Raw genomic sequence first — 17,995 nt, 5'->3', positions numbered from 1 at the left:
GGACGGCGGTTCCCGGGCCGAGAGCGGCTCGGGAACCGCCGTTGCGTGCGGCAGCCGGGGGACGGCGGCCGGCACGGCCCGGTGGTGGACTTCGTGGTTCCGGTACGGGGTCCGGTCCCGGTCCGCCCGGGGCGCCTCAGACGAAGCTGCGCGTCGGCAGCGGCTTGCCGTACCACATCTCGATCAGGCGGGCGGCGATGGAGATGCCGAAGGGCGGCAGGACCGTACCGGCCTCGAAGGCGTCGTGCAGTTCCTGGCGGGAGAACCAGCGGGCCTCGGAGATCTCGTCGCCGTCGACGTCGATCTCGGTGGTGGTGGCGCGCGCCATGAAGCCGAGCATCAGGCTGGACGGGAAGGGCCAGGGCTGGCTCGCCACGTACTCGACGTCGCCGACGGTGACGCCGACCTCCTCGGCGACCTCGCGGCGCACCGCGTGCTCGATGGACTCGCCGGGCTCCACGAAGCCGGCCAGCGTGGAGAAGCGGCCCTCGGGCCAGTGCACCTGGCGGCCGAGCAGGATGCGGTCGTCCGCGTCGGTCACGGCCATGATCACGGCGGGGTCGGTGCGCGGGTAGTGCTCGGCGCCGCATGCCTGGCAGCGGCGGATGTGGCCGGCCGCGGCGATCACGGTCCGCTCGCCGCAGCGGGAGCAGAAGCGGTGGGTGCGCTGCCAGTTCTCCAGGCCGACCGCGTGCACCATGAGCGCGGTGTCGCGCGGCGACAGCAGCAGGCCCGCCTCGCGCAGGCCCGCCGGGCGCGCGGACTGGTCGATGCGGCCGGGCAGCGCGTCCTTCTGGAGCGCGAAGTAGGCGACGCCGTCCTCGTCGATGCCGAGGAAGTAGCGGTGCGCCTCGGTGAGCGGGGCCTCGAAGGACGGGGTCATGACGAGTTCGGTCCGGCCGTCGGCCGTCTCGTCGATGAGCACCTGGCCGCCGGAGACCACGAAACAGCGGGTCGAGGGGTGGCTCCACGCCGCCGCGAGCCAGGCCTCGTCCAGCCGGTGGTGGGCGGCGCGGTCGACGCCGCAGGGGGCGGTCAGCGAGATGGGTCGGTCGGCTGTGTCGTCGGTCCAGGTGGTCACGGGTGCTTCCAACTCCCCCAGTACGGCGGTTCGGTTCGGCGATCGGTTCGGGCGGACGTACGGCACGGCGTACGGGACGCACCGGGTCGGGCGCGGGCGGGGCGGTGTCTCAAGTGTGCCTCTCGCCCGTGGCGCCCTTCCCCACGGTGCCGCTGGTCAGGGCGCGGGCCGCCAGTTCTCGGCCAGGTCGGCCCACAGGTAGGCGCTGGTCTCGACGCCCTTGAGGAGGAGGTCCAGTTCCACCTTCTCGTCGGGCGCGTGCCAGCCGTCGGAGGGGACGGAGATCCCCAGGAAGAGGACGGGGGCGCCGAGGACCTCCTGGAGATCGGCGGCGGGTCCGGAGCCGCCCTCGCGGGTGAAGCGGACCGGGCCCTCGAAGGCGCGGCCCATCGCGCGGGCCACGGCCTGGAGGGCCGGGTGGTCGAGCGGGGTCAGGCAGGGGCGGGTGGCCGGGCCGAAGTCGATCTCGCAGCGGATCCCGGCGGGCACCCGCTCGGCGGCCCAGGCGCGGACCGCCTTCTCGACGTGGTCGGGGTCCTGCCCGGCGACCAGCCGGAAGGACAGCTTCACCACGGCCGAGGACGGGATGATCGTCTTGCTGCCGGCGCCCTGGTAGCCGCCGCCGATGCCGTTGACCTCGGCGGTCGGGCGGGCCCAGACGCGCTCCAGGGTGGTGTGTCCGGCCTCGCCGCAGGTGGCGCGGGACTTGGCGGTGCGCAGCCAGCGCTCCTCGTCGAAGGGCAGCTCGGCGAAGAGCTCGCGCTCGCGGTCGGTCAGCGGCACGACACCGTCGTAGAAGCCGGGGACGGCCACCTGCCCCCGCTCGTCGTGCAGGGCGGCGACCATGCGGGCGAGGGCGGTGGCCGGGTTGGGCACGGCGCCGCCGAAGGAGCCGGAGTGGATGTCCTGGTCGGGTCCGTACAGCCGGATCTCGCACTCGGCGAGGCCGCGCATGCCGGTGCACACCGTCGGGGTGTCCTCGGCCCACATACCGGTGTCGGAGACGATCACGGCGTCGGCCGCCAGGCGCTCGGCCCGCTCCTCCACCAGGGCCCGGAAGTGCGGGGAGCCGGACTCCTCCTCGCCCTCGATCAGCAGCTTGAGATTGACGGCGGGGGCGGTGCGGCCGGTGGCGGCGAGGTGGGCGCGGACGCCGAGGGTGTGGAAGAAGACCTGGCCCTTGTCGTCGGCGGCGCCGCGCGCGTAGAGGCGGTTCCCGCGGACGACGGGCTCGAAGGGCTCGCTGTCCCAGCCGTCCTCGCGGGCGGCGGGCTGCACGTCATGGTGGCCGTAGACCAGCACGGTCGGCGCTTCGGGGTCGCCGGAGGGCCACTCGGCGAAGACGGCCGGGGCGCCCTCGGTGGGCCAGACCTCCACGGTCGCGAAACCGGTCTCCGTCAGTTTCGCGGCGAGCCAGTCGGCGCTGCGCCGCACGTCGGACGCGTGGTCGGGCTGGGCCGACACGGAGGGGATGCGCAGCCATGCGGTGAGGTCGTCGAGGAAGGCGGCGCGGTGCTGGTCGATGTACGTGCGGACGGCGCTGTCCGGGGTCAGGCTCATGCTCACGAGCCTATCGGCCCGCGACCGCATCCTCGGCGGGCGGTTCGTCACACCCGGGGGGCGCGCTGGATCACGCCGTCCTCGCCGCCCGCCGCCCCGGGCCCGCCGGTGAGCAGCCGTTCCAGCGCGGCCCGGCCGGGCAGGTCCCGGGGGCGTACGGCCTCCCCGGTGCGCACGTACAGGAACGTGGCGGTGACCGCGTCGAGCGGGACGCCCTGCTGTTCGGCCCAGGCCAGCCGGTACACGGCGAGCTGGAGCGGGTCGGCGGTGTGCTCCCGGCCGGTCTTCCAGTCCACGATCTCGTACGTCGCCGTCGCGCCCTCGCCCTCCCGGTAGACGGCGTCGATGCGGCCGCGTACGACCCGCCCGGCGAGGACGAGCTGGACCGGCTCCTCCACGCGGTAGGGCGTGCGCCGGGCGTACTCGGTGCGCTCGAAAGCCTCCTTGAGGGCCTCCAGGTCCCGTTCGTCGGCGATCTCGGCGTCGGTGCCGGGCAGCTCGTCGGGCTCCAGCAGGGGCAGCTCCAGTTCCTCGTAGCGCGATTCCACCCAGGCGTGGAAGCGGGTGCCCCGGCGCGCGGCGGGCTGCGGCGGGCGCGGCATGGGGCGCGCGAGTTCCCGCGCGAGCCCGTCCGGGTCCTCGGCCAGCCGCAGCAGCTGGGTGGCGGTCAGCGTCGCCGGCAGCGGTACGTCCGTGACGGCACGGCGGGCGAGCAGCAGTTCCCCGGCGAGCGCGTCCAGGTCGCGGTCCCAGGAGGCGACCAGGCGGGACTCCTCGGGGGTGAGGTCCGGGCGGGCGCCCGGCTCGGCGGGGGCGGAGGCCTGGTGGGGGATGGCGGGCGCGCCGGCGTACGGGGCGTCGCCGCGCGGCTCGTGGCGCGACCCGGCGTCGTACGGGTCCTCGTACGGGCCTTCGGGCGGCGGCTCGGCGTCGTACCGGTCCTCGTACAGCTCTTCGCGCGGCGGCTCGGCGTCGGCCCCGTCGTAGGGCGGTTCCCCGTACGGCTCGTCCCACGGCGGTTCCTCCGGCGGTGCCGGCCAGTCCGGGTCCTCGTGGGTGGCCGGGCCGGCGACGGCCAGGGTGTCGAGGTGGGCGAGGACCGTCTGAGCGGCGGCACGGCGGCGGGCGAGGGCGCCGGCGTCCAGGGGCAGCGGCCAGGCCAGGTCGGCGTCGGACTCCCGCAGGGCCGGGTTCTCCTCGTCGTCGGCGGGCTCCTCGGCCCAGACCTCGATCTCGCCGTGCCCGGCGGCGCAGTGCGCGTACAGCTCCTGGAGGAAGTCGGAGGGGCCGCGCTTCTTCTTCTGGCTGGGGCCCCACCAGTGGCCGGAGCCGAGCAGCAGGGAGCGGGGGCGGGTGAAGGTGACGTAGCCGAGGCGGAGTTCCTCGGTGTGCTGGTGCTCCTTCATGGCCTCGTGGAACGCCTTCATGCCGCGCGCGTCCCAGCCGTCGACGTCGGGCAGGGTGGCGGCGTCGCCGCGCAGGGCGTGCGGCAGCACCTTGGCCTGCGCGGTCCACTTGTCGCGGCCCTGGGCGCTGGGGAAGGTGCCGGTGACCAGTCCGGGCACGGCCACGACGTCCCACTCCAGGCCCTTGGACTTGTGCGCGGTGAGCACCTTGACGGTGTTCTCGCCGCCGGGCAGGGCGTTGTCGAGGCCCTTCTCGTACTGGGCGGCGGTGCGCAGGAAGCCCAGGAAGGCGAGCAGGGTGGCCTCGCCGTCGTTCGCGGCGAAGGCGGCGGCGACGTCGAGGAAGTTGGCGAGGGTCTCGCGGCGGCGGGCGGCCAGGGCGCCCGGGGACGCCGACAGCTCCACCTCCAGGCCGGTGACGGCGAGGACGCGGTGCAGGACGTCCATCAGCGGGTCGGACAACGCGCGGCGCAGGTCGCGCAGCTCGGTGGCGAGGCGGGCGAAGCGCACGCGGGCGTCCGGGGAGAAGGGCAGCCCGTCCTGGTCCCCGCCGCGGGCGTCCAGGAAGGTGTCCAGGGCGTCGGCGAGCGATATCACCTCGGCCGGGTCGGTGCCCTCCACCGCGGCGGCGAGCCGGCGGTCCGGGTCGTCGGTGTCGCCGGGACCCGCGTGGGCGACCAGCAGGCGGGCGCGGCGGCCGAGGAGGGCGAGGTCGCGGGGGCCGATGCGCCAGCGGGGGCCGGTCAGCAGCCGTACCAGGCTCGCGTTGGCGCCGGGGTCCTGGAGAACCTCGCAGACGGCGACCAGGTCGGCGACCTCGGGCAGGTACAGCAGCCCGGACAGGCCGACCACCTCCACGGGGACCTCCCGGGCGACCAGGGCGCCCTGGATCGCGCCGAAGTCGGCGGCCGTGCGGCACAGGACGGCGATCTCGCCGGGCGCGGTGCCGGTGCGCACGAGGTGGGCGACGGAGTCGGCGAGCCAGTTGAGTTCCTCGGCGTGGGTGGGCAGCAGGGCGCAGCGGACCAGGCCGTCGCGCTCGGCGCCCGGGGCCGGGCGCAGGGCCTCCACCCCGGCGTGCATGGCGCGCAGGGGGGCGGCGAGTCCGTTGGCGAGGTCGAGGAGGCGGCCGCCGCTGCGGCGGTTCTCGCTGAGCGCCTGGCGGGTGGCGGGGCTCCCGTCGGCGTGGCGGAAGTGGTCGGGGAAGTCCTCCAGGTTGGCGACGGAGGCGCCGCGCCAGCCGTAGATGGCCTGGCAGGGGTCGCCCACCGCGGTCACCGGGTGGCCGGTGCCGGCGCCGAACAGGCCCGCGAGCAGCACGCGTTGGGCGACGGAGGTGTCCTGGTACTCGTCCAGGAGGACCACCCGGAACTCCTCGCGCAGCAGGCGGCCCACCTCGGGCAGCGTCCCGAGGCGGGCGGACAGGGCGATCTGGTCGCCGAAGTCGAGCAGGTCGCGTTCGTGTTTGGCGGCCCGGTAGCGCTGGACCAGTTCGGCGAGTTCGCGGCGGGCGGTCGCGGTCTCGGGGACCTTGCGCAGTTCGGCGTTGCTGAGCGCGGCGTCCTGGAGTGTGGTCAGCAGCTCCGCGTCCCAGGCGCGCAACCGGCCGGGTTCCACCAGGTGTTCGCTGAGTTCGGAGTCCAGGGCGAGCAGGTCGCCGACGAGGTCGGCGAAGGAGCGGGTGAGGGCCGGGTAGGGGCCGGGGGCCTCGCGCAGCACGCGGGCGGCGAGCTGGTACCGGGTGGCGTCGGCGAGGAGGCGGGAGGCGGGCTCCAGACCGATGCGCAGGCCGTGGTCGGTGAGGAGACGGCCGGCGAAGGAGTGGTACGTGGAGATGACCGGCTCGCCCGGCGGGTTGTCCGGGTCCCACCAGGACGGGGCGGCGGGAAGCTCCGTGGCCGAGGGGCGGTGGCCGGCCGGCGGGAGGGGGTCCGGGTCGGTGACGCCGGCCCTGACGAGGGCCTTGCGGACCCGTTCGGCCAGTTCGCCCGCGGCCTTGTTGGTGAAGGTCAGCCCGAGGACCTGCTCGGGGGCGACCTGCCCGGTGCCGACCAGCCAGACCACCCGGGCCGCCATCACGGTCGTCTTGCCCGAACCGGCGCCGGCCACGATCACCTGCGGGGCGGGCGGCGCGGTGATGCAGGCCGTCTGCTCCGGGGTGAAGGGGATGCCGAGGAGCTCCTTGAGCTGCTCGGGATCGGTGAGATGGGCGGGCATGTCCAAAAAGGTAGCCGGGGGCACTGACAATCCCGTACCGGCCCGTCCCCGGGAGCGGGACAGGCGCAGGTCAGAGGCGCGGGGTGCGGTTCGTCACTCCACCACGTGCCGTCCCTCGGGGCGTGCGCTGCAGGAGGCGCGGAAGTCGCAGTGGGCGCAGTGCTGGCCGGCGCTCGGGCCGAACCGCTCGTCCAGGACCTTCCCGGCGGCGGTGGCCAGCAGCTCGCCGACCCACTCCCCGGTGAGCGGCTCCTGGGTCTGCACCTTGGGCAGGGTCTCGCCGCCGTCGCGTTTGGCGGCGCCCTGCCTCAGGTGCACCAGTTCGGCGCCGCCGGGCTCGGGGTGCTCCCCGCCGAGGGCGGTGTCGACGGCGCCCTCGCGGACGGCGAGCTGGTAGACGGCCAGCTGGGGGTGGCGCTGCACCTCGCGCGCGGTGGGCGCCTGTTTGCCGGTCTTGAAGTCGACCACGTAGGCGCGGCCCTCGGCGTCCGTCTCGACCCGGTCCATCTGGCCCCGGATGCGGACCTGGTAGTCGCCCGCCTCCAGGGTGACGTCGAAGTCCTGCTCGCTGGCGACGGAAGTCCGGGCGGAGCGGTTCAGGACATGCCAGTTGAGGAAGCGTTCGAGTGCCGCGCGGGCGTTGTCCTTCTCCTGGCGCGACTTCCAGGGCGCGTCGAAGGCGAGCGCGTTCCACACCGAGTCCAGGCGCTCCATGAGGACGTCCAGGTCGGCCGGGGTCCGCCCGGAGGCGACCTCGTCGGCAAGGACGTGCACGACGTTGCCGAAGCCCTGGGCGGTGGTGGCGGGCGCGTCGGCCTTCACCTCGCGGCCCAGGAACCACTGGAGGGCGCAGGTGTTGGCGAGCTGGTCGAGGGCGCTGCCGGACAGCACGACGGGCTGGTCGCGGTGGCGCAGCGGCACCTTGCTCTCGGTCGGCTCGAACATGCCCCACCAGCGGGAGGGGTGGGCGGCCGGTACGAGGGGGCGGTCGTCCTCGTCGGTGAGCGCGGCGAGCCGGGCCAGGCGGCGGGCGGCGGCCTCGCGCAGGGCGTCGGAGGCGGCCGGGTCGACGGTGGTGGCGCGCAGCTCGGCCACCAGCGCCGCGACGGCCAGCGGGCGGCGGGGGCGGCCGGTGACGTCCTTCGGCTCGACGCCCAGCTCGGTCAGGAACCGGGAGGGCTGGTCGCCGTCCTCGGCGGGTGCCTTCACGGCTGTGACGACCAGGCGGTCGCGCGCGCGGGTGGCGGCGGCGTAGAAGAGCCGGCGCTCCTCGGCGAGCAGCGCGCCTGGGGTGAGCGGTTCGGCGAGTCCGTCGCGGCCGATGCGGTCGGCCTCCAGGAGCGAGCCACGGCGTCTGAGGTCCGGCCACAGGCCCTCCTGGACGCCGGCGACGACGACCAGGCGCCACTCCAGGCCCTTGGCGCGGTGCGCGGTCATCAGGCGGACGGCGTCGGGCCGTACGGCGCGGCGGGTCAGCGTGTCGGCGGCGATGTCCTCGGCCTCGATCTCGGCCAGGAAGTTCAGGGCGCCACGGCCGCCGGTGCGCTCCTCGGCGCGCGCCGCGGTGGCGAACAGGGCGCAGACGGCGTCCAGGTCCCGGTCGGCGTTGCGGCCGGCCGCGCCGCCGCGCCGGGCGGCCCGCTCCAGGCGGCCGGGCCAGGGCGTGCCGTTCCACAGGTCCCACAGCGCCTCCTCGGCGGTACCGCCGTCCGCGAGACGCTCGCGGGCCGTGCGCAGGAGCGCGCCGAGACGCTGGGCTCCGCGGGCGTACGCCGGGTCGTGCACCGCCAGCCGCTCCGGCTCGGCGAGCGCTCGTGTGAGCAGTTCGTCCGAGGGCGGCGGCACCATGTTGCCGCCGGCCCGCTCCTCCTCCCGCAGGGCCCGCCCCAGCCGGCGCAGATCGGCGGCGTCCATGCCGGCGAGGGGCGAGGCGAGCAGGGTGAGCGCGGTCTCGGTGTCGAGCCAGCGGGGTCGCTCGGCGCGGCCGGACCCCCGCTCCTCCTGGCCGGCGGCCGCTTCGCCCGCCTCGCCCGTCCCCCGCGCCTCCGCCCTCGCCACCGCGCGCAGCGCCGTCAGCAGCGGGGCCACCGCGGGCTCGTGGCGCAGGGGGAGGTCGTCGCCGTCGATGTCCAGGGGGACGCCCGCCGCGGTCAGGGCGCGGCGCAGGGTCGGCAGGGAGCGGGCTCCGGCGCGGACCAGGACGGCCATCTCGCGCCAGGGGAGGCCGTCCTCCAGGTGGGCGCGGCGCAGGATGTCCGCGATGTTGTCCAGCTCGGTGCCCGGGGTCGGGTACGTGTGGACCTCGACCCGGCCGCCGTCTCGGGCCGCGGCCGGCTCCCGGTGGGCGCGCACCTTGTCGGCGGGCAGCCGGGGCAGCGGCATCCGCCGGGTGATCAGCCGGGTCGCGGCCAGCAGGGTCGCGCCGGAGCGGCGGTTGGTGCGCAGCACCTGGACGGGTGCCGGTGCGCCGTCGGTGCGCGGGAATGCCTCCGGGAAGCCGAGGATGCCGTTCACGTCGGCGCCCCGGAAGGTGTAGATCGACTGGTCGGGGTCGCCGAGGGCGACCAGGGTGCGGCCCCCGCCGGCCAGCGCGCGCAGGAGCCGTACCTGGGCGGGGTCGGTGTCCTGGTACTCGTCCACGTACACGGCGTCGTACCGCGCGGCGAGGCCCGCGGCGACCTCCGGGCGGCGGGCGAGCAGGACCGCGCGGTGCACCAGCTCGGCGTAGTCGATCACGCCCTGGAGGTCGAGCACGTCCAGGTACTCGGCGAGGAAGGCGGCGGCCGCGCGCCAGTCGGGCCGGCCGATGCGGCGGGCGAACGCGTCCAGGGCGTCCGGGGCGAGGCCCAGCTCACGGCTGCGGGCGAGGACGGCGCGCACCTCGTCGGCGAAGCCGCGCGTGGTCAGGCAGGCGCGCAGCTCGTCCGGCCAGCGCACATGGGTCAGCCCCAGCCGCTCCAGCTCGGGCTGCCCGGCCAGCAGCTCGCGGACGGTGACGTCCTGCTCGGGGCCGGAGAGCAGCCGCAGCGGCTCGACGAACAGCCCGCTGTCCTGGTGGGCGCGGACCAGGGCGTAGCTGTACGAGTGGAAGGTGGTCGCCCGGGGGGCGCGGGCCGCGCCGATGCGCAGGGCCATCCGGTCGCGCAGGTCGACGGCGGCCCGGCGGCTGAACGTGAGCACCAGGACGCGGTCGGGATCGGCACCCCGGGCGATCCGCGCGGCCACCGACTCGACCAGGGTGGTCGTCTTGCCGGTGCCGGGCCCCGCGAGCACGAGCAGGGGTCCGGCGCGGTGGTCAACCACGGCGCGCTGGGCGGCGTCCAGAACAGGAGGAGCCGTCCGGGACGGCGGGGTACGGACCAGGCGGTACGCGCCGCGGCTACCCCGCCGCGCCTCGGGGTGCGGCGGGTGTCCGGGGGAGGAGGAGGAGCTCACGTGGTTGGCCGGTCCTGGTGGTCGTACTGCTGGTCGTGCGGGCGAGCGGGCGCTCGCGCGCGCGGGGCGGTGAGCTCCGGGTGAGGTGCGCACGGGCCGCCGGCGCGACACCGCCGACTCTCGAACGTACGGCATGCCACGGACGTCCCGGGTATCACCCGTTCGGACTACAGGTTGCCGCCGACCGCCTCCTATGGCGGAAGCTGTCAGGTGTGACCCGCGTCCGCACCGCCGTCCCACCGGGCCCGCCGCATGTCGAGCCGCGGCAGGTGGCCCTCGGTACTCCTGCCCGCCTCGCGCAGCGGTGTGGCCTCGGCGCGGTAGTGCGCGAGCGCGCGCAGTTCGTGGCCCGGCAGCAGCGCCCCGTCGGAGCGTACGACGCGCCACCACGGCACGGCGCCGCCGTACAGGGACATCACCCGGCCGACCTGGCGCGGGCCGCCCTCCTCCAGCCATTCGGCGACATCGCCGTACGTCATGACCCGTCCCGGCGGGATCAGCTCGGCGACCGCGAGGACCCGCTCGGCGTACTCGGGCAGGTCGTCCGGATGCGTCTCGCGCGGCTCAGTGCCGGGGCTCTGCTCGCTCATTCGCCCCATCCTGCCGCACCCGGCCGACATCGCGGGAGCCCGCGGGAGCGAACGCTCTCTCGCCCCCGGGCGGCGCTTCCGGCAGACTGTACGACCGCACAATCACACCCTGGCGCCCGCGTGTGTCGGTGGGACATGCCACCATCGTGCGGGCGGTGACCGGTGATACGAGACCAAGAAGAGATCATGAAACAGCAGGGAGTGCACCCCGAGGGCGGGTCGGGCACCCCTGACGCCGGCGCACGCCCGGACACAGGCCGTACGGGCGAGGGCGGCCAGGACGCCCACCGGGAGCCGCACCCCGCGGACACGGAACGCACCGAGGCGGAACGCACCGAGGGGGCGCACATCCCGCAGAACCCGCCGACCGGCCGGAGCGGCTCCGCGGACGACGCGGACGACGGCGATCCGCACACGGAACCGCACGCCGACCGGCCGGACCCGGACCACCCGGACCCGGTGGAGGGCGACGAGCCCCTGCTCCCCGCCCGGGTGCACCGGCCCTCCGATCTGATGCGGCTCCTGGTCGGCCTGCTCGCCATCGTGGTGCTGCTCGCCGTCGCCGCGTTCGCGCACGGCACCACCTCAGGCCTCGAACAGGACATCAACAAGGGCACCGGGCAGGCCCCCGACCTGCTGATCAGATTCGCGGGGCTGGCGTCCAGCATCGCGATCCTGCTGGTCCCGGTCGCCTTCGCGATCGAGCGGCTGATCAAACGTGACGGGCTGCGCATCGCCGACGGCGTCCTGGCGGCCGTTCTCGCGCACGGGGTGACGCTCGCCACCGACCTGTGGGTCGCGCGGGCCGCCCCGAGCTCGATCCAGGACGCCCTGACCCAGCCGTCGCCGGTCGACGTGCACGCCCTGACCGACCCCGTGCACGGCTACCTGGCACCCGTCATCGCCTACATGACGGCCGTCGGCATGTCCCGCAGACCCCGCTGGCGCTCGGTGCTGTGGATCGTGCTGCTGCTGGACGCGTTCTCCATGCTCGTCACCGGCTACACGACCGCCTTCTCCATCGTCCTGACGGTGCTGATCGGCTGGTCGGTGGCCTACGGCACGCTGTACGCGGTCGGCTCGCCCAACGTCCGCCCCACCGGCCGGACCCTGCTGGCGGGCCTGCGCCACGTCGGCTTCCGCCCGGTCGGCGCGGCCCGCGAGGAGGTCGTGGAGAGCGAGAACGGCGACCGGGGCCGGCGTTACTTCGTCACCCTGGAGGACGGCCCGCCGCTGGACGTCACGGTCGTGGACCGGGAACAGCAGGCCCAGGGCTTCTTCTACCGGGCGTGGCGCAACCTCACCCTGCGCGGCTTCGCCACCCGCTCCAGCCTCCAGTCGCTGCGCCAGGCGCTGGAGCAGGAGGCGCTGCTGGCCTACGCGGCGATCGCGGCGGGCGCCAACGCGCCGAAGCTGATCGCCACCTCGGAGCTGGGCCCGGACGCGGTGATGCTGGTCTACGAGCACACCGGCGGGCGCACGCTGGACGCGCTGACCGACGAGGAGATCACCGACGATCTGCTGCGCGGCACCTGGTCCCAGGTGCGCGCTCTCCAGTCGCGGCGCATCGCGCACCGCAGGCTGGCCGGGGACGCGATCCTGGTCGACGGGTCCGGCAAGGTGATCCTGGCCGAGCTGCGCGGCGGCGAGATCGCGGCCGGTGAGCTGCTGCTGCGCATGGACGTCGCCCAGCTGCTGACCACGCTGGGCCTGCGGGTCGGCGCGGAGCGCGCGGTGGCCTCGGCGGTCGAGGTGCTCGGGCCGGACACGGTGGCCGACTGCCTGCCGATGCTCCAGCCGATCGCGCTCACCCGTTCCACCCGCAACACGCTGCGCAGGCTGGGCCGCGAGCGTGCCCAGCGGGAGCGGGACGCGGTCCTGGAGGCGTCCCGGCAGGCCAAGCTGGCCCGGCTGCGGGAGGCCGCGGAGGCGAACGGGACGACCCTCGACGAGGGCGCGGACGCCGACGAGCAGCTCGACAGGCTCAACAAACTGGAGAAGTCCGACAAGAAGGTCGTACGAGCGGAACAGCGGGCCGAGCGGCGGGCGATCGACGAAGCGTTGGAGGAGGCCCGCGAGGAGGACCTGCTCACCCAGATCCGGCACCAGGTACTGCGGATCAGGCCGCAGGCCCCGGTGCAGCCGGCCCGTCTGGAGCGGGTGCGCCCGCGCACGCTGATCAGCTTCATCGCCGGCGCGATCGGCGCGTACTTCCTGCTGACGCAGCTCACCCACATCCAGTTCGGCACGCTGTTCGCGCAGGCCCAGTGGAGCTGGGTGATCGCGGCGGCACTGTTCTCGGCGCTCAGCTACGTGGCGGCGGCGATGGCGCTGCTGGGCTTCGTGCCGGAGCGGGTGCCGTTCCCGCGGACGGTGGCGGCGCAGGTCGCCGGTTCCTTCGTGAAGATCGTGGCGCCGGCGGCGGTCGGCGGCGTGGCACTGAACACGCGCTTCCTCCAGCGCGCGGGCGTGCGCCCGGGGCTCGCGGTGGCGAGCGTCGGCGCCTCGCAGCTGTTCGGGCTCGGCTGCCACATCCTGATGCTGCTGTCCTTCGGCTATCTGACCGGCACCGAGAAGACGCCCTCGCTGTCACCGTCCCGCACCGTGATCGCGGGTCTGCTGACCGTCGCGGTGCTGGTGCTGGTGGTGACCTCGGTGCCGTTCCTGCGGAAGTTCGTGGTCACCCGGGTCAGGTCGCTGTTCGCCGGTGTGGTGCCCCGCATGCTCGATGTGCTCCAGCGGCCGCAGAAGCTGGTCACCGGCATCGGCGGCATGCTGCTGCTGACCGCGTGCAACGTGATGTGCCTCGATGCCGCGGTGCGCGCCTTCGGGCACGGCATGACCACCCTGAGCATCGCCAGCGTCGCGGTCGTCTTCCTCGCCGGCAACGCGCTCGGCTCGGCCGCGCCCACCCCTGGCGGCGTCGGCGCGATCGAGGCGAGCCTCACCCTCGGCCTGATCGCCTTCGGTCTGCCCAAGGAGGTCGCGGCCCCCGCCGTACTGCTGTTCCGGCTGATGACGCTGTGGCTGCCGGTGCTGCCGGGCTGGCTGGCGTTCAACCACCTGACCCGCAAGGGAGCCCTGTAGCCCCGCGGTTCCCCGGCCGACCCGGGCGGGGAAACCCTCCGGAGTCCCCGTGCGACCGGCCCCGCGACCCTCGTACCTCGTACGGCCCGTGCCCCGCGCGGCCCGGCGCGCGGGCCCGCAGGATGGGGACATGGCCTCTCCCCCCCGGCTGCGAGCCGCCGCTCACCCCTGGCCGCGTACCACCGCCCTGACGACGACCGCCGTGCTGCTGGCCGCCCTGCTGGCCGGTTGCGGCGACGACGACGCCGGCACCGGCGCCACCGCGTCGTACGCGTCCCTGACGTCGCAGACGCTGGACTGGACGGCCTGCCCGGCCCCGGACGAGGCGGAGGGCGGCGGGAGCGCGCCGTCCGCGCTGCCGAACGGCGCCGGGTGGGAGTGCGCCACCATGCGGGCGCCCCTGGACTGGAGCAGGCCGCAGGGGTCCACCATCGGCATCGCCCTGATCCGGGCCAGGGCCAGCGGGCCCGCGAGCGAGCGGATCGGCTCGCTCGTCTTCAACTTCGGCGGCCCCGGCGGCAGCGGGGTCACCGCGCTGCCCGCGTTCGCCCAGGACTACGCGACCCTGCGCACCCGCTACGACCTGGTCAGCTTCGATCCGCGCGGGGTGGGCCGCAGCGCGCCGGTGACGTGCAGGACCGACGCCCAGCTCGACACGTACTTCCAGCAGGACGCGACCCCGGACAACGCCGCCGAGCGCGCCCGACTGGTCCAGCGCACCAAGAACTTCAACGCGGGCTGCGAGAACAAGTCCGGGGAGGTGCTGCCGTACGTGCGCACCACCGACGCGGCCCGTGACATCGATCTGATGCGGCGCGTGCTCGGCGACGCCAAGCTGCACTACTTCGGCATCTCGTACGGCACCCAGCTCGGCGGTGTCTACGCCCACTTGTTCCCCGCACACGTCGGGCGGGCGGTGTTCGACGGAGTGGTGGATCCCACGGAGAACCCCGAGCAGAGCGCGCTCGGCCAGGCGAAGGGCTTCCAGCTGGCCCTCGACAACTTCGCCGAGGACTGCGTCTCCAAGCCGGAGGGCTGTCCGATCGGGGACACCCGGCAGGACGTCGAGAGCCGTATCGCGAAACTCCTGGCCGACCTGGAGAAGAAGCCGATCCCGGCGATCGCCCCGCGCGTGCTCACCCAGACCGCGGCGACCAACGGCATCGCGCAGTCCCTGTACTCGAAGGACTTCTGGGAGTACCTCACCGAGGGCCTTGAGCAGGCGTACGACGGTGACGGCAAGGTTCTGATGGTGCTGTCCGACGCGATGAACGGCCGGGACGAGAACGGCCACTACAGCAACATCGCCTCGGCGAACGTGGCGATCAACTGCGCGGACGAGAAGCCCCGTTACACCGTCGCCGACGTCCGCCGCGTGCTCCCCGAGTTCCACGCCGCCTCGCCGCTGTTCGGGGACTTCCTCGCCTGGGGCATGGTGGGCTGCACCGACTGGGCCGTCCCCGGCGCCACCGACCACCCGGACGTCAGCGCCCCCGGTTCGGCGCCGATCCTGGTCGTCGGCAACACCGGCGACCCGGCCACCCCCTACGAGGGCGCGCGGCGGATGGCGGAGGCCCTCGGCAAGGGTGTCGGCGTCCAGCTGACGTTCAAGGGCCAGGGGCACGGCGCGTACGACAGCAAGGACCCGTGCGTGCAGAGCAAGGTGAACGCGTACCTGCTGCACGGGACGACCCCGAAGGCGGGTTCGGTCTGCGGCTGAGCCGCGCGCGGGCCCGCCGGGTCACACCGTGCCGAGCGCGGTGCGCAGGACGGCGACGGCCTGGGCGATGGCGGCCCCGGCGGCCTGGGTCCCGCGCAGCGCGTCGAGCATCACGAAGTCGTGGATGACGCCCTGGTAGCGCACGGCGGTCACCGGCACCCCGGCGGCGCGGAGCCGGGCGGCGTAGGCCTCGCCCTCGTCCCGCAGCACATCGGCCTCACCGGTGATGACCAGCGCCGGGGGCAGGCCGGTGAGCTGCTCGGTGGTGGCGCGCAGCGGCGACGCGGTGATCTCGGCGCGCTGTCCCTCGTCCGTCGTGTACTGGTCCCAGAACCACCGCATGGCGTCGCGGCGCAGGAAGTAGCCCTCGGCGAACTGGTGGTACGACGGGGTGTCGAAGGACGCGTCGGTGACCGGGTAGAACAGCACCTGCTGGACCAGCGGGACGTCACCGCGATCCTTGGCCATCAGGGTGAGCGCGGCCGACATGTTGCCGCCGACGGAGTCGCCGGCGACCGCGATCCGGGTGGCGTCCAGGCCGTGCGCGGCACCCTCGCGGACGACCCACTGGGCGACGGCGTAGTTCTGCTCGACGGCGACCGGGTAGCGGGCCTCGGGCGCGAGGTCGTACTCGGGGAAGACGACGGCCGCGCGGGCGCCGACGGCCAGTTCTCGGACCAGGCGGTCGTGGGTGTGCGCGTTGCCGAACACCCAGCCGGCGCCGTGGATGTAGACGATCACCGGGAGGGTGCCGGTGGCTCCGGCCGGGCGCACGACGCGGGCGCGGACGGAACCGGTGGGCCCGCCCTGCACGTTCACCCACTCCTCGTCGACGGCCGGCTTCTCGATCTCCCCGGACTGCACCTCGTCGACGGCCTTGCGGCCCTCGGCCGGACCGAGGTCGAAGAGGTACGGCGGGTTCGCGGTGGCCTCGGCGAAGGCGGCGGCGGCCGGCTCCAGCACCGGGCGGGCGGTGGTCTCGGTGGTCTCGGACATGCGGGGCTCCCGGGTGTCGGGCCGGCGGTGGGTCCGGCCGGCTGTTACACGGAGAAAGATACTGCCCGATTAGATCGTGCGCAACTAAGTTGTGCACGATCCAATAGCGGCCGTCAGGTCACTGCTAAAATAGGACTTTTCCTTCACAAGGGAGGGCCGCGGCCATGGCCCAGGAAACGCAGCCCGGACCGGGCACCCCCGCACAGGGCTCGCTCCTGCTGCGGGATCAGCTCTGCTTCGCCCTGTACACGGCCTCGCGCGCGGTCACCGCGCGCTACCGCCCCCTGCTGGACGAGCTGGGCCTGACCTATCCGCAGTACCTGGTGATGCTGGCCCTCTGGGAGCGGGACGCACTCTCCGTCGGCGACCTGGGCAGCGCGCTCCAGCTGGAGTCCAGCACGCTCTCCCCGCTGCTCAAGCGCCTGGAGGCGGCCGGTCTCGTGCGCCGCGAGCGCCGCCCCGAGGACGAACGCTCCGTCACCGTCCGCCTCACCGGACCCGGCACCGCCCTGCGCGCGAAGGCCCACGCGGTCCCCTTGGCCATCGGCGACGCCATGGGCCTCACCCCGGAGCAGAACGCCGCGGCCAAACACCTGCTGCGGCTGCTCACGACGAACGTGACGGCCGGATAGAGGGACGGAACGGCCGGACAACGCGGGAGGCCCGGGGCCCTGAACTCGGTTCAGGGCCCCGGGCCTCCCGGCAGCGGTCGGAGTCGGTCAGTAGACCGGCTTGTGCGGCTCGATCTGGTTGACCCAGCCGATGACGCCGCCGCCGACATGGACGGCGTCGGAGAAGCCCGCGGACTTCAGGACCGCGAGGACTTCCGCACTGCGGACACCCGTCTTGCAATGCAAGACGATCTTCTTGTCCTGGGGCAGCGACTCCAGGGCGGTGCCCATGAGGAACTCGTTCTTCGGGATCAGCGTGGCGCCCGGGATGGAGACGATCTCGTACTCGTTCGGCTCGCGGACGTCGATGATCTCGATGTTCTCGCCGTCGTCGATCCACTCCTTGAGCTGCTTGGGAGTGATCGTCGAACCGGCGGCCGCCTCCTGCGCCTCCTCGGAGACGACGCCGCAGAAGGCCTCGTAGTCGATGAGCTCGGTGACGGTCGGGTTCTCGCCGCAGACCGCGCAGTTCGGGTCCTTGCGGATCTTGACCTGGCGGTACTGCATCTCCAGGGCGTCGTAGATCATCAGACGGCCGACCAGCGGGTCGCCGATGCCCGCGAGGAGCTTGATGGCCTCGTTGACCTGGATGGAGCCGATCGACGCGCACAGCACGCCGAGCACGCCGCCCTCGGCACAGGAGGGGACCATGCCCGGGGGCGGGGGCTCCGGGTAGAGGCAGCGGTAGCAGGGGCCGTGCTCGGACCAGAAGACCGAGGCCTGGCCGTCGAAGCGGTAGATCGAACCCCAGATGTACGGCTTGTTCAGCAGCACACAGGCGTCGTTGACCAGGTAGCGGGTGGCGAAGTTGTCCGTGCCGTCCACGATCAGGTCGTACTGGCTGAAGATGTCCATCACGTTCTCGGCTTCGAGCCGCTCCTCGTGAAGGACCACGTTCACATAGGGGTTGATGCCCTTGACGGTGTCACGCGCGGACTCGGCCTTGGAGCGGCCGATGTCGGACTGGCTGTGGATGATCTGGCGCTGCAGGTTCGACTCGTCGACCTCGTCGAACTCCACGATGCCGAGCGTGCCGACGCCCGCCGCGGCCAGGTACATCAGCGCGGGCGAGCCCAGGCCGCCGGCGCCCACGCACAGCACCTTGGCGTTCTTCAGCCGCTTCTGCCCGTCCATGCCCACATCGGGGATGATCAGGTGGCGGGAGTACCTGCGGACCTCGTCTACGGTGAGCTCGGAAGCGGGCTCGACCAGGGGTGGCAGCGACACGGGGA

10 protein-coding genes are annotated in these 17,995 nt (G+C 74.0%); 3 read left to right on the top strand and 7 right to left on the bottom strand.

Annotated elements, in window-relative coordinates; translation table 11 throughout:
- Positions 1-136: 136 nt before the first annotated feature.
- The 5 genes from nudC to VT52_RS16970 all read right to left on the bottom strand — a co-directional run bounded on the left by nudC (position 137) and on the right by VT52_RS16970 (position 10,289).
- Positions 137-1,081 (bottom strand): NAD(+) diphosphatase, encoded by a 945-nt coding sequence (nudC, locus tag VT52_RS16990; RefSeq protein ID WP_046421410.1) that lies wholly within the window; start codon positions 1,079-1,081, stop codon positions 137-139.
- 156 nt (positions 1,082-1,237) lie between these two features.
- On the bottom strand, positions 1,238-2,641 hold the full coding sequence (locus VT52_RS16985; RefSeq protein WP_046421409.1) for a dipeptidase: 1,404 nt from the start codon (positions 2,639-2,641) through the stop codon (positions 1,238-1,240).
- A 47-nt stretch (positions 2,642-2,688) separates the two neighbouring features.
- The gene (locus VT52_RS16980) at positions 2,689-6,264 is read right to left on the bottom strand and encodes an ATP-dependent DNA helicase (RefSeq protein WP_046421407.1); all 3,576 of its coding nucleotides are present in this window, start codon (positions 6,262-6,264) and stop codon (positions 2,689-2,691) included.
- Positions 6,265-6,357: 93 nt separating this feature from the next.
- Positions 6,358-9,699, bottom strand: a complete 3,342-nt coding sequence (locus VT52_RS16975) for an ATP-dependent helicase (protein WP_079175084.1) — start codon at positions 9,697-9,699, stop codon at positions 6,358-6,360.
- Positions 9,700-9,905: 206 nt separating this feature from the next.
- A complete protein-coding gene (locus tag VT52_RS16970) occupies positions 9,906-10,289 on the bottom strand; it encodes an MGMT family protein (RefSeq protein WP_046421404.1) in 384 nt (127 codons plus the stop codon).
- Between the two features lie 186 nt (positions 10,290-10,475).
- Between VT52_RS16970 and VT52_RS16965 the strand changes: the two genes are divergently transcribed.
- Together VT52_RS16965 and VT52_RS16960 are read left to right on the top strand one after the other, a co-directional pair.
- Positions 10,476-13,376 carry a lysylphosphatidylglycerol synthase domain-containing protein gene (locus VT52_RS16965; RefSeq protein WP_046421403.1) on the top strand — a complete coding sequence of 967 codons (2,901 nt, stop codon included), beginning with the start codon at positions 10,476-10,478 and terminating at the stop codon, positions 13,374-13,376.
- Positions 13,377-13,506: 130 nt separating this feature from the next.
- Positions 13,507-15,096 carry an alpha/beta hydrolase gene (locus VT52_RS16960; protein ID WP_046421401.1) on the top strand — a complete coding sequence of 530 codons (1,590 nt, stop codon included), beginning with the start codon at positions 13,507-13,509 and terminating at the stop codon, positions 15,094-15,096.
- A gap of 21 nt (positions 15,097-15,117) precedes the next feature.
- Here VT52_RS16960 and VT52_RS16955 read toward each other — a convergent pair whose 3' ends face one another.
- The gene (locus VT52_RS16955) at positions 15,118-16,092 is read right to left on the bottom strand and encodes an alpha/beta hydrolase (protein ID WP_046421400.1); all 975 of its coding nucleotides are present in this window, start codon (positions 16,090-16,092) and stop codon (positions 15,118-15,120) included.
- A gap of 164 nt (positions 16,093-16,256) precedes the next feature.
- Here VT52_RS16955 and VT52_RS16950 point away from each other — a divergent pair, with 164 nt between their 5' ends.
- Entirely contained in the window at positions 16,257-16,724 is a 468-nt protein-coding gene (locus tag VT52_RS16950) for a MarR family winged helix-turn-helix transcriptional regulator (RefSeq protein WP_046421398.1), read from the top strand.
- An 87-nt stretch (positions 16,725-16,811) separates the two neighbouring features.
- On the opposite strand, the gene moeZ is transcribed toward VT52_RS16950, so the two are convergent.
- The gene (gene moeZ, locus VT52_RS16945) at positions 16,812-17,990 is read right to left on the bottom strand and encodes an adenylyltransferase/sulfurtransferase MoeZ (protein WP_046421397.1); all 1,179 of its coding nucleotides are present in this window, start codon (positions 17,988-17,990) and stop codon (positions 16,812-16,814) included.
- Positions 17,991-17,995: the final 5 nt, after the last annotated feature.

Source organism: Streptomyces malaysiense, assembly GCF_000980885.2.
GTDB classification, from domain to species: Bacteria; Actinomycetota; Actinomycetes; order Streptomycetales; family Streptomycetaceae; genus Streptomyces; species Streptomyces malaysiense.
This window is presented reverse-complemented; position numbering and strand designations above follow the sequence as displayed.

What these genes read in the sequence shown, in the direction of transcription:
- VT52_RS16985 (WP_046421409.1), bottom strand. Translation starts at nt 2,641, where the DNA reads ATGAGCCTGACCCCGGACAGCGCCGTCCGCACGTACATCGACCAGCAC.
- VT52_RS16980 (WP_046421407.1), bottom strand. Translation starts at nt 6,264, where the DNA reads ATGCCCGCCCATCTCACCGATCCCGAGCAGCTCAAGGAGCTCCTCGGC.
- VT52_RS16970 (WP_046421404.1), bottom strand. Translation starts at nt 10,289, where the DNA reads ATGAGCGAGCAGAGCCCCGGCACTGAGCCGCGCGAGACGCATCCGGAC.
- VT52_RS16965 (WP_046421403.1), top strand. Translation starts at nt 10,476, where the DNA reads ATGAAACAGCAGGGAGTGCACCCCGAGGGCGGGTCGGGCACCCCTGAC.
- VT52_RS16960 (WP_046421401.1), top strand. Translation starts at nt 13,507, where the DNA reads ATGGCCTCTCCCCCCCGGCTGCGAGCCGCCGCTCACCCCTGGCCGCGT.
- VT52_RS16955 (WP_046421400.1), bottom strand. Translation starts at nt 16,092, where the DNA reads ATGTCCGAGACCACCGAGACCACCGCCCGCCCGGTGCTGGAGCCGGCC.
- VT52_RS16950 (WP_046421398.1), top strand. Translation starts at nt 16,257, where the DNA reads ATGGCCCAGGAAACGCAGCCCGGACCGGGCACCCCCGCACAGGGCTCG.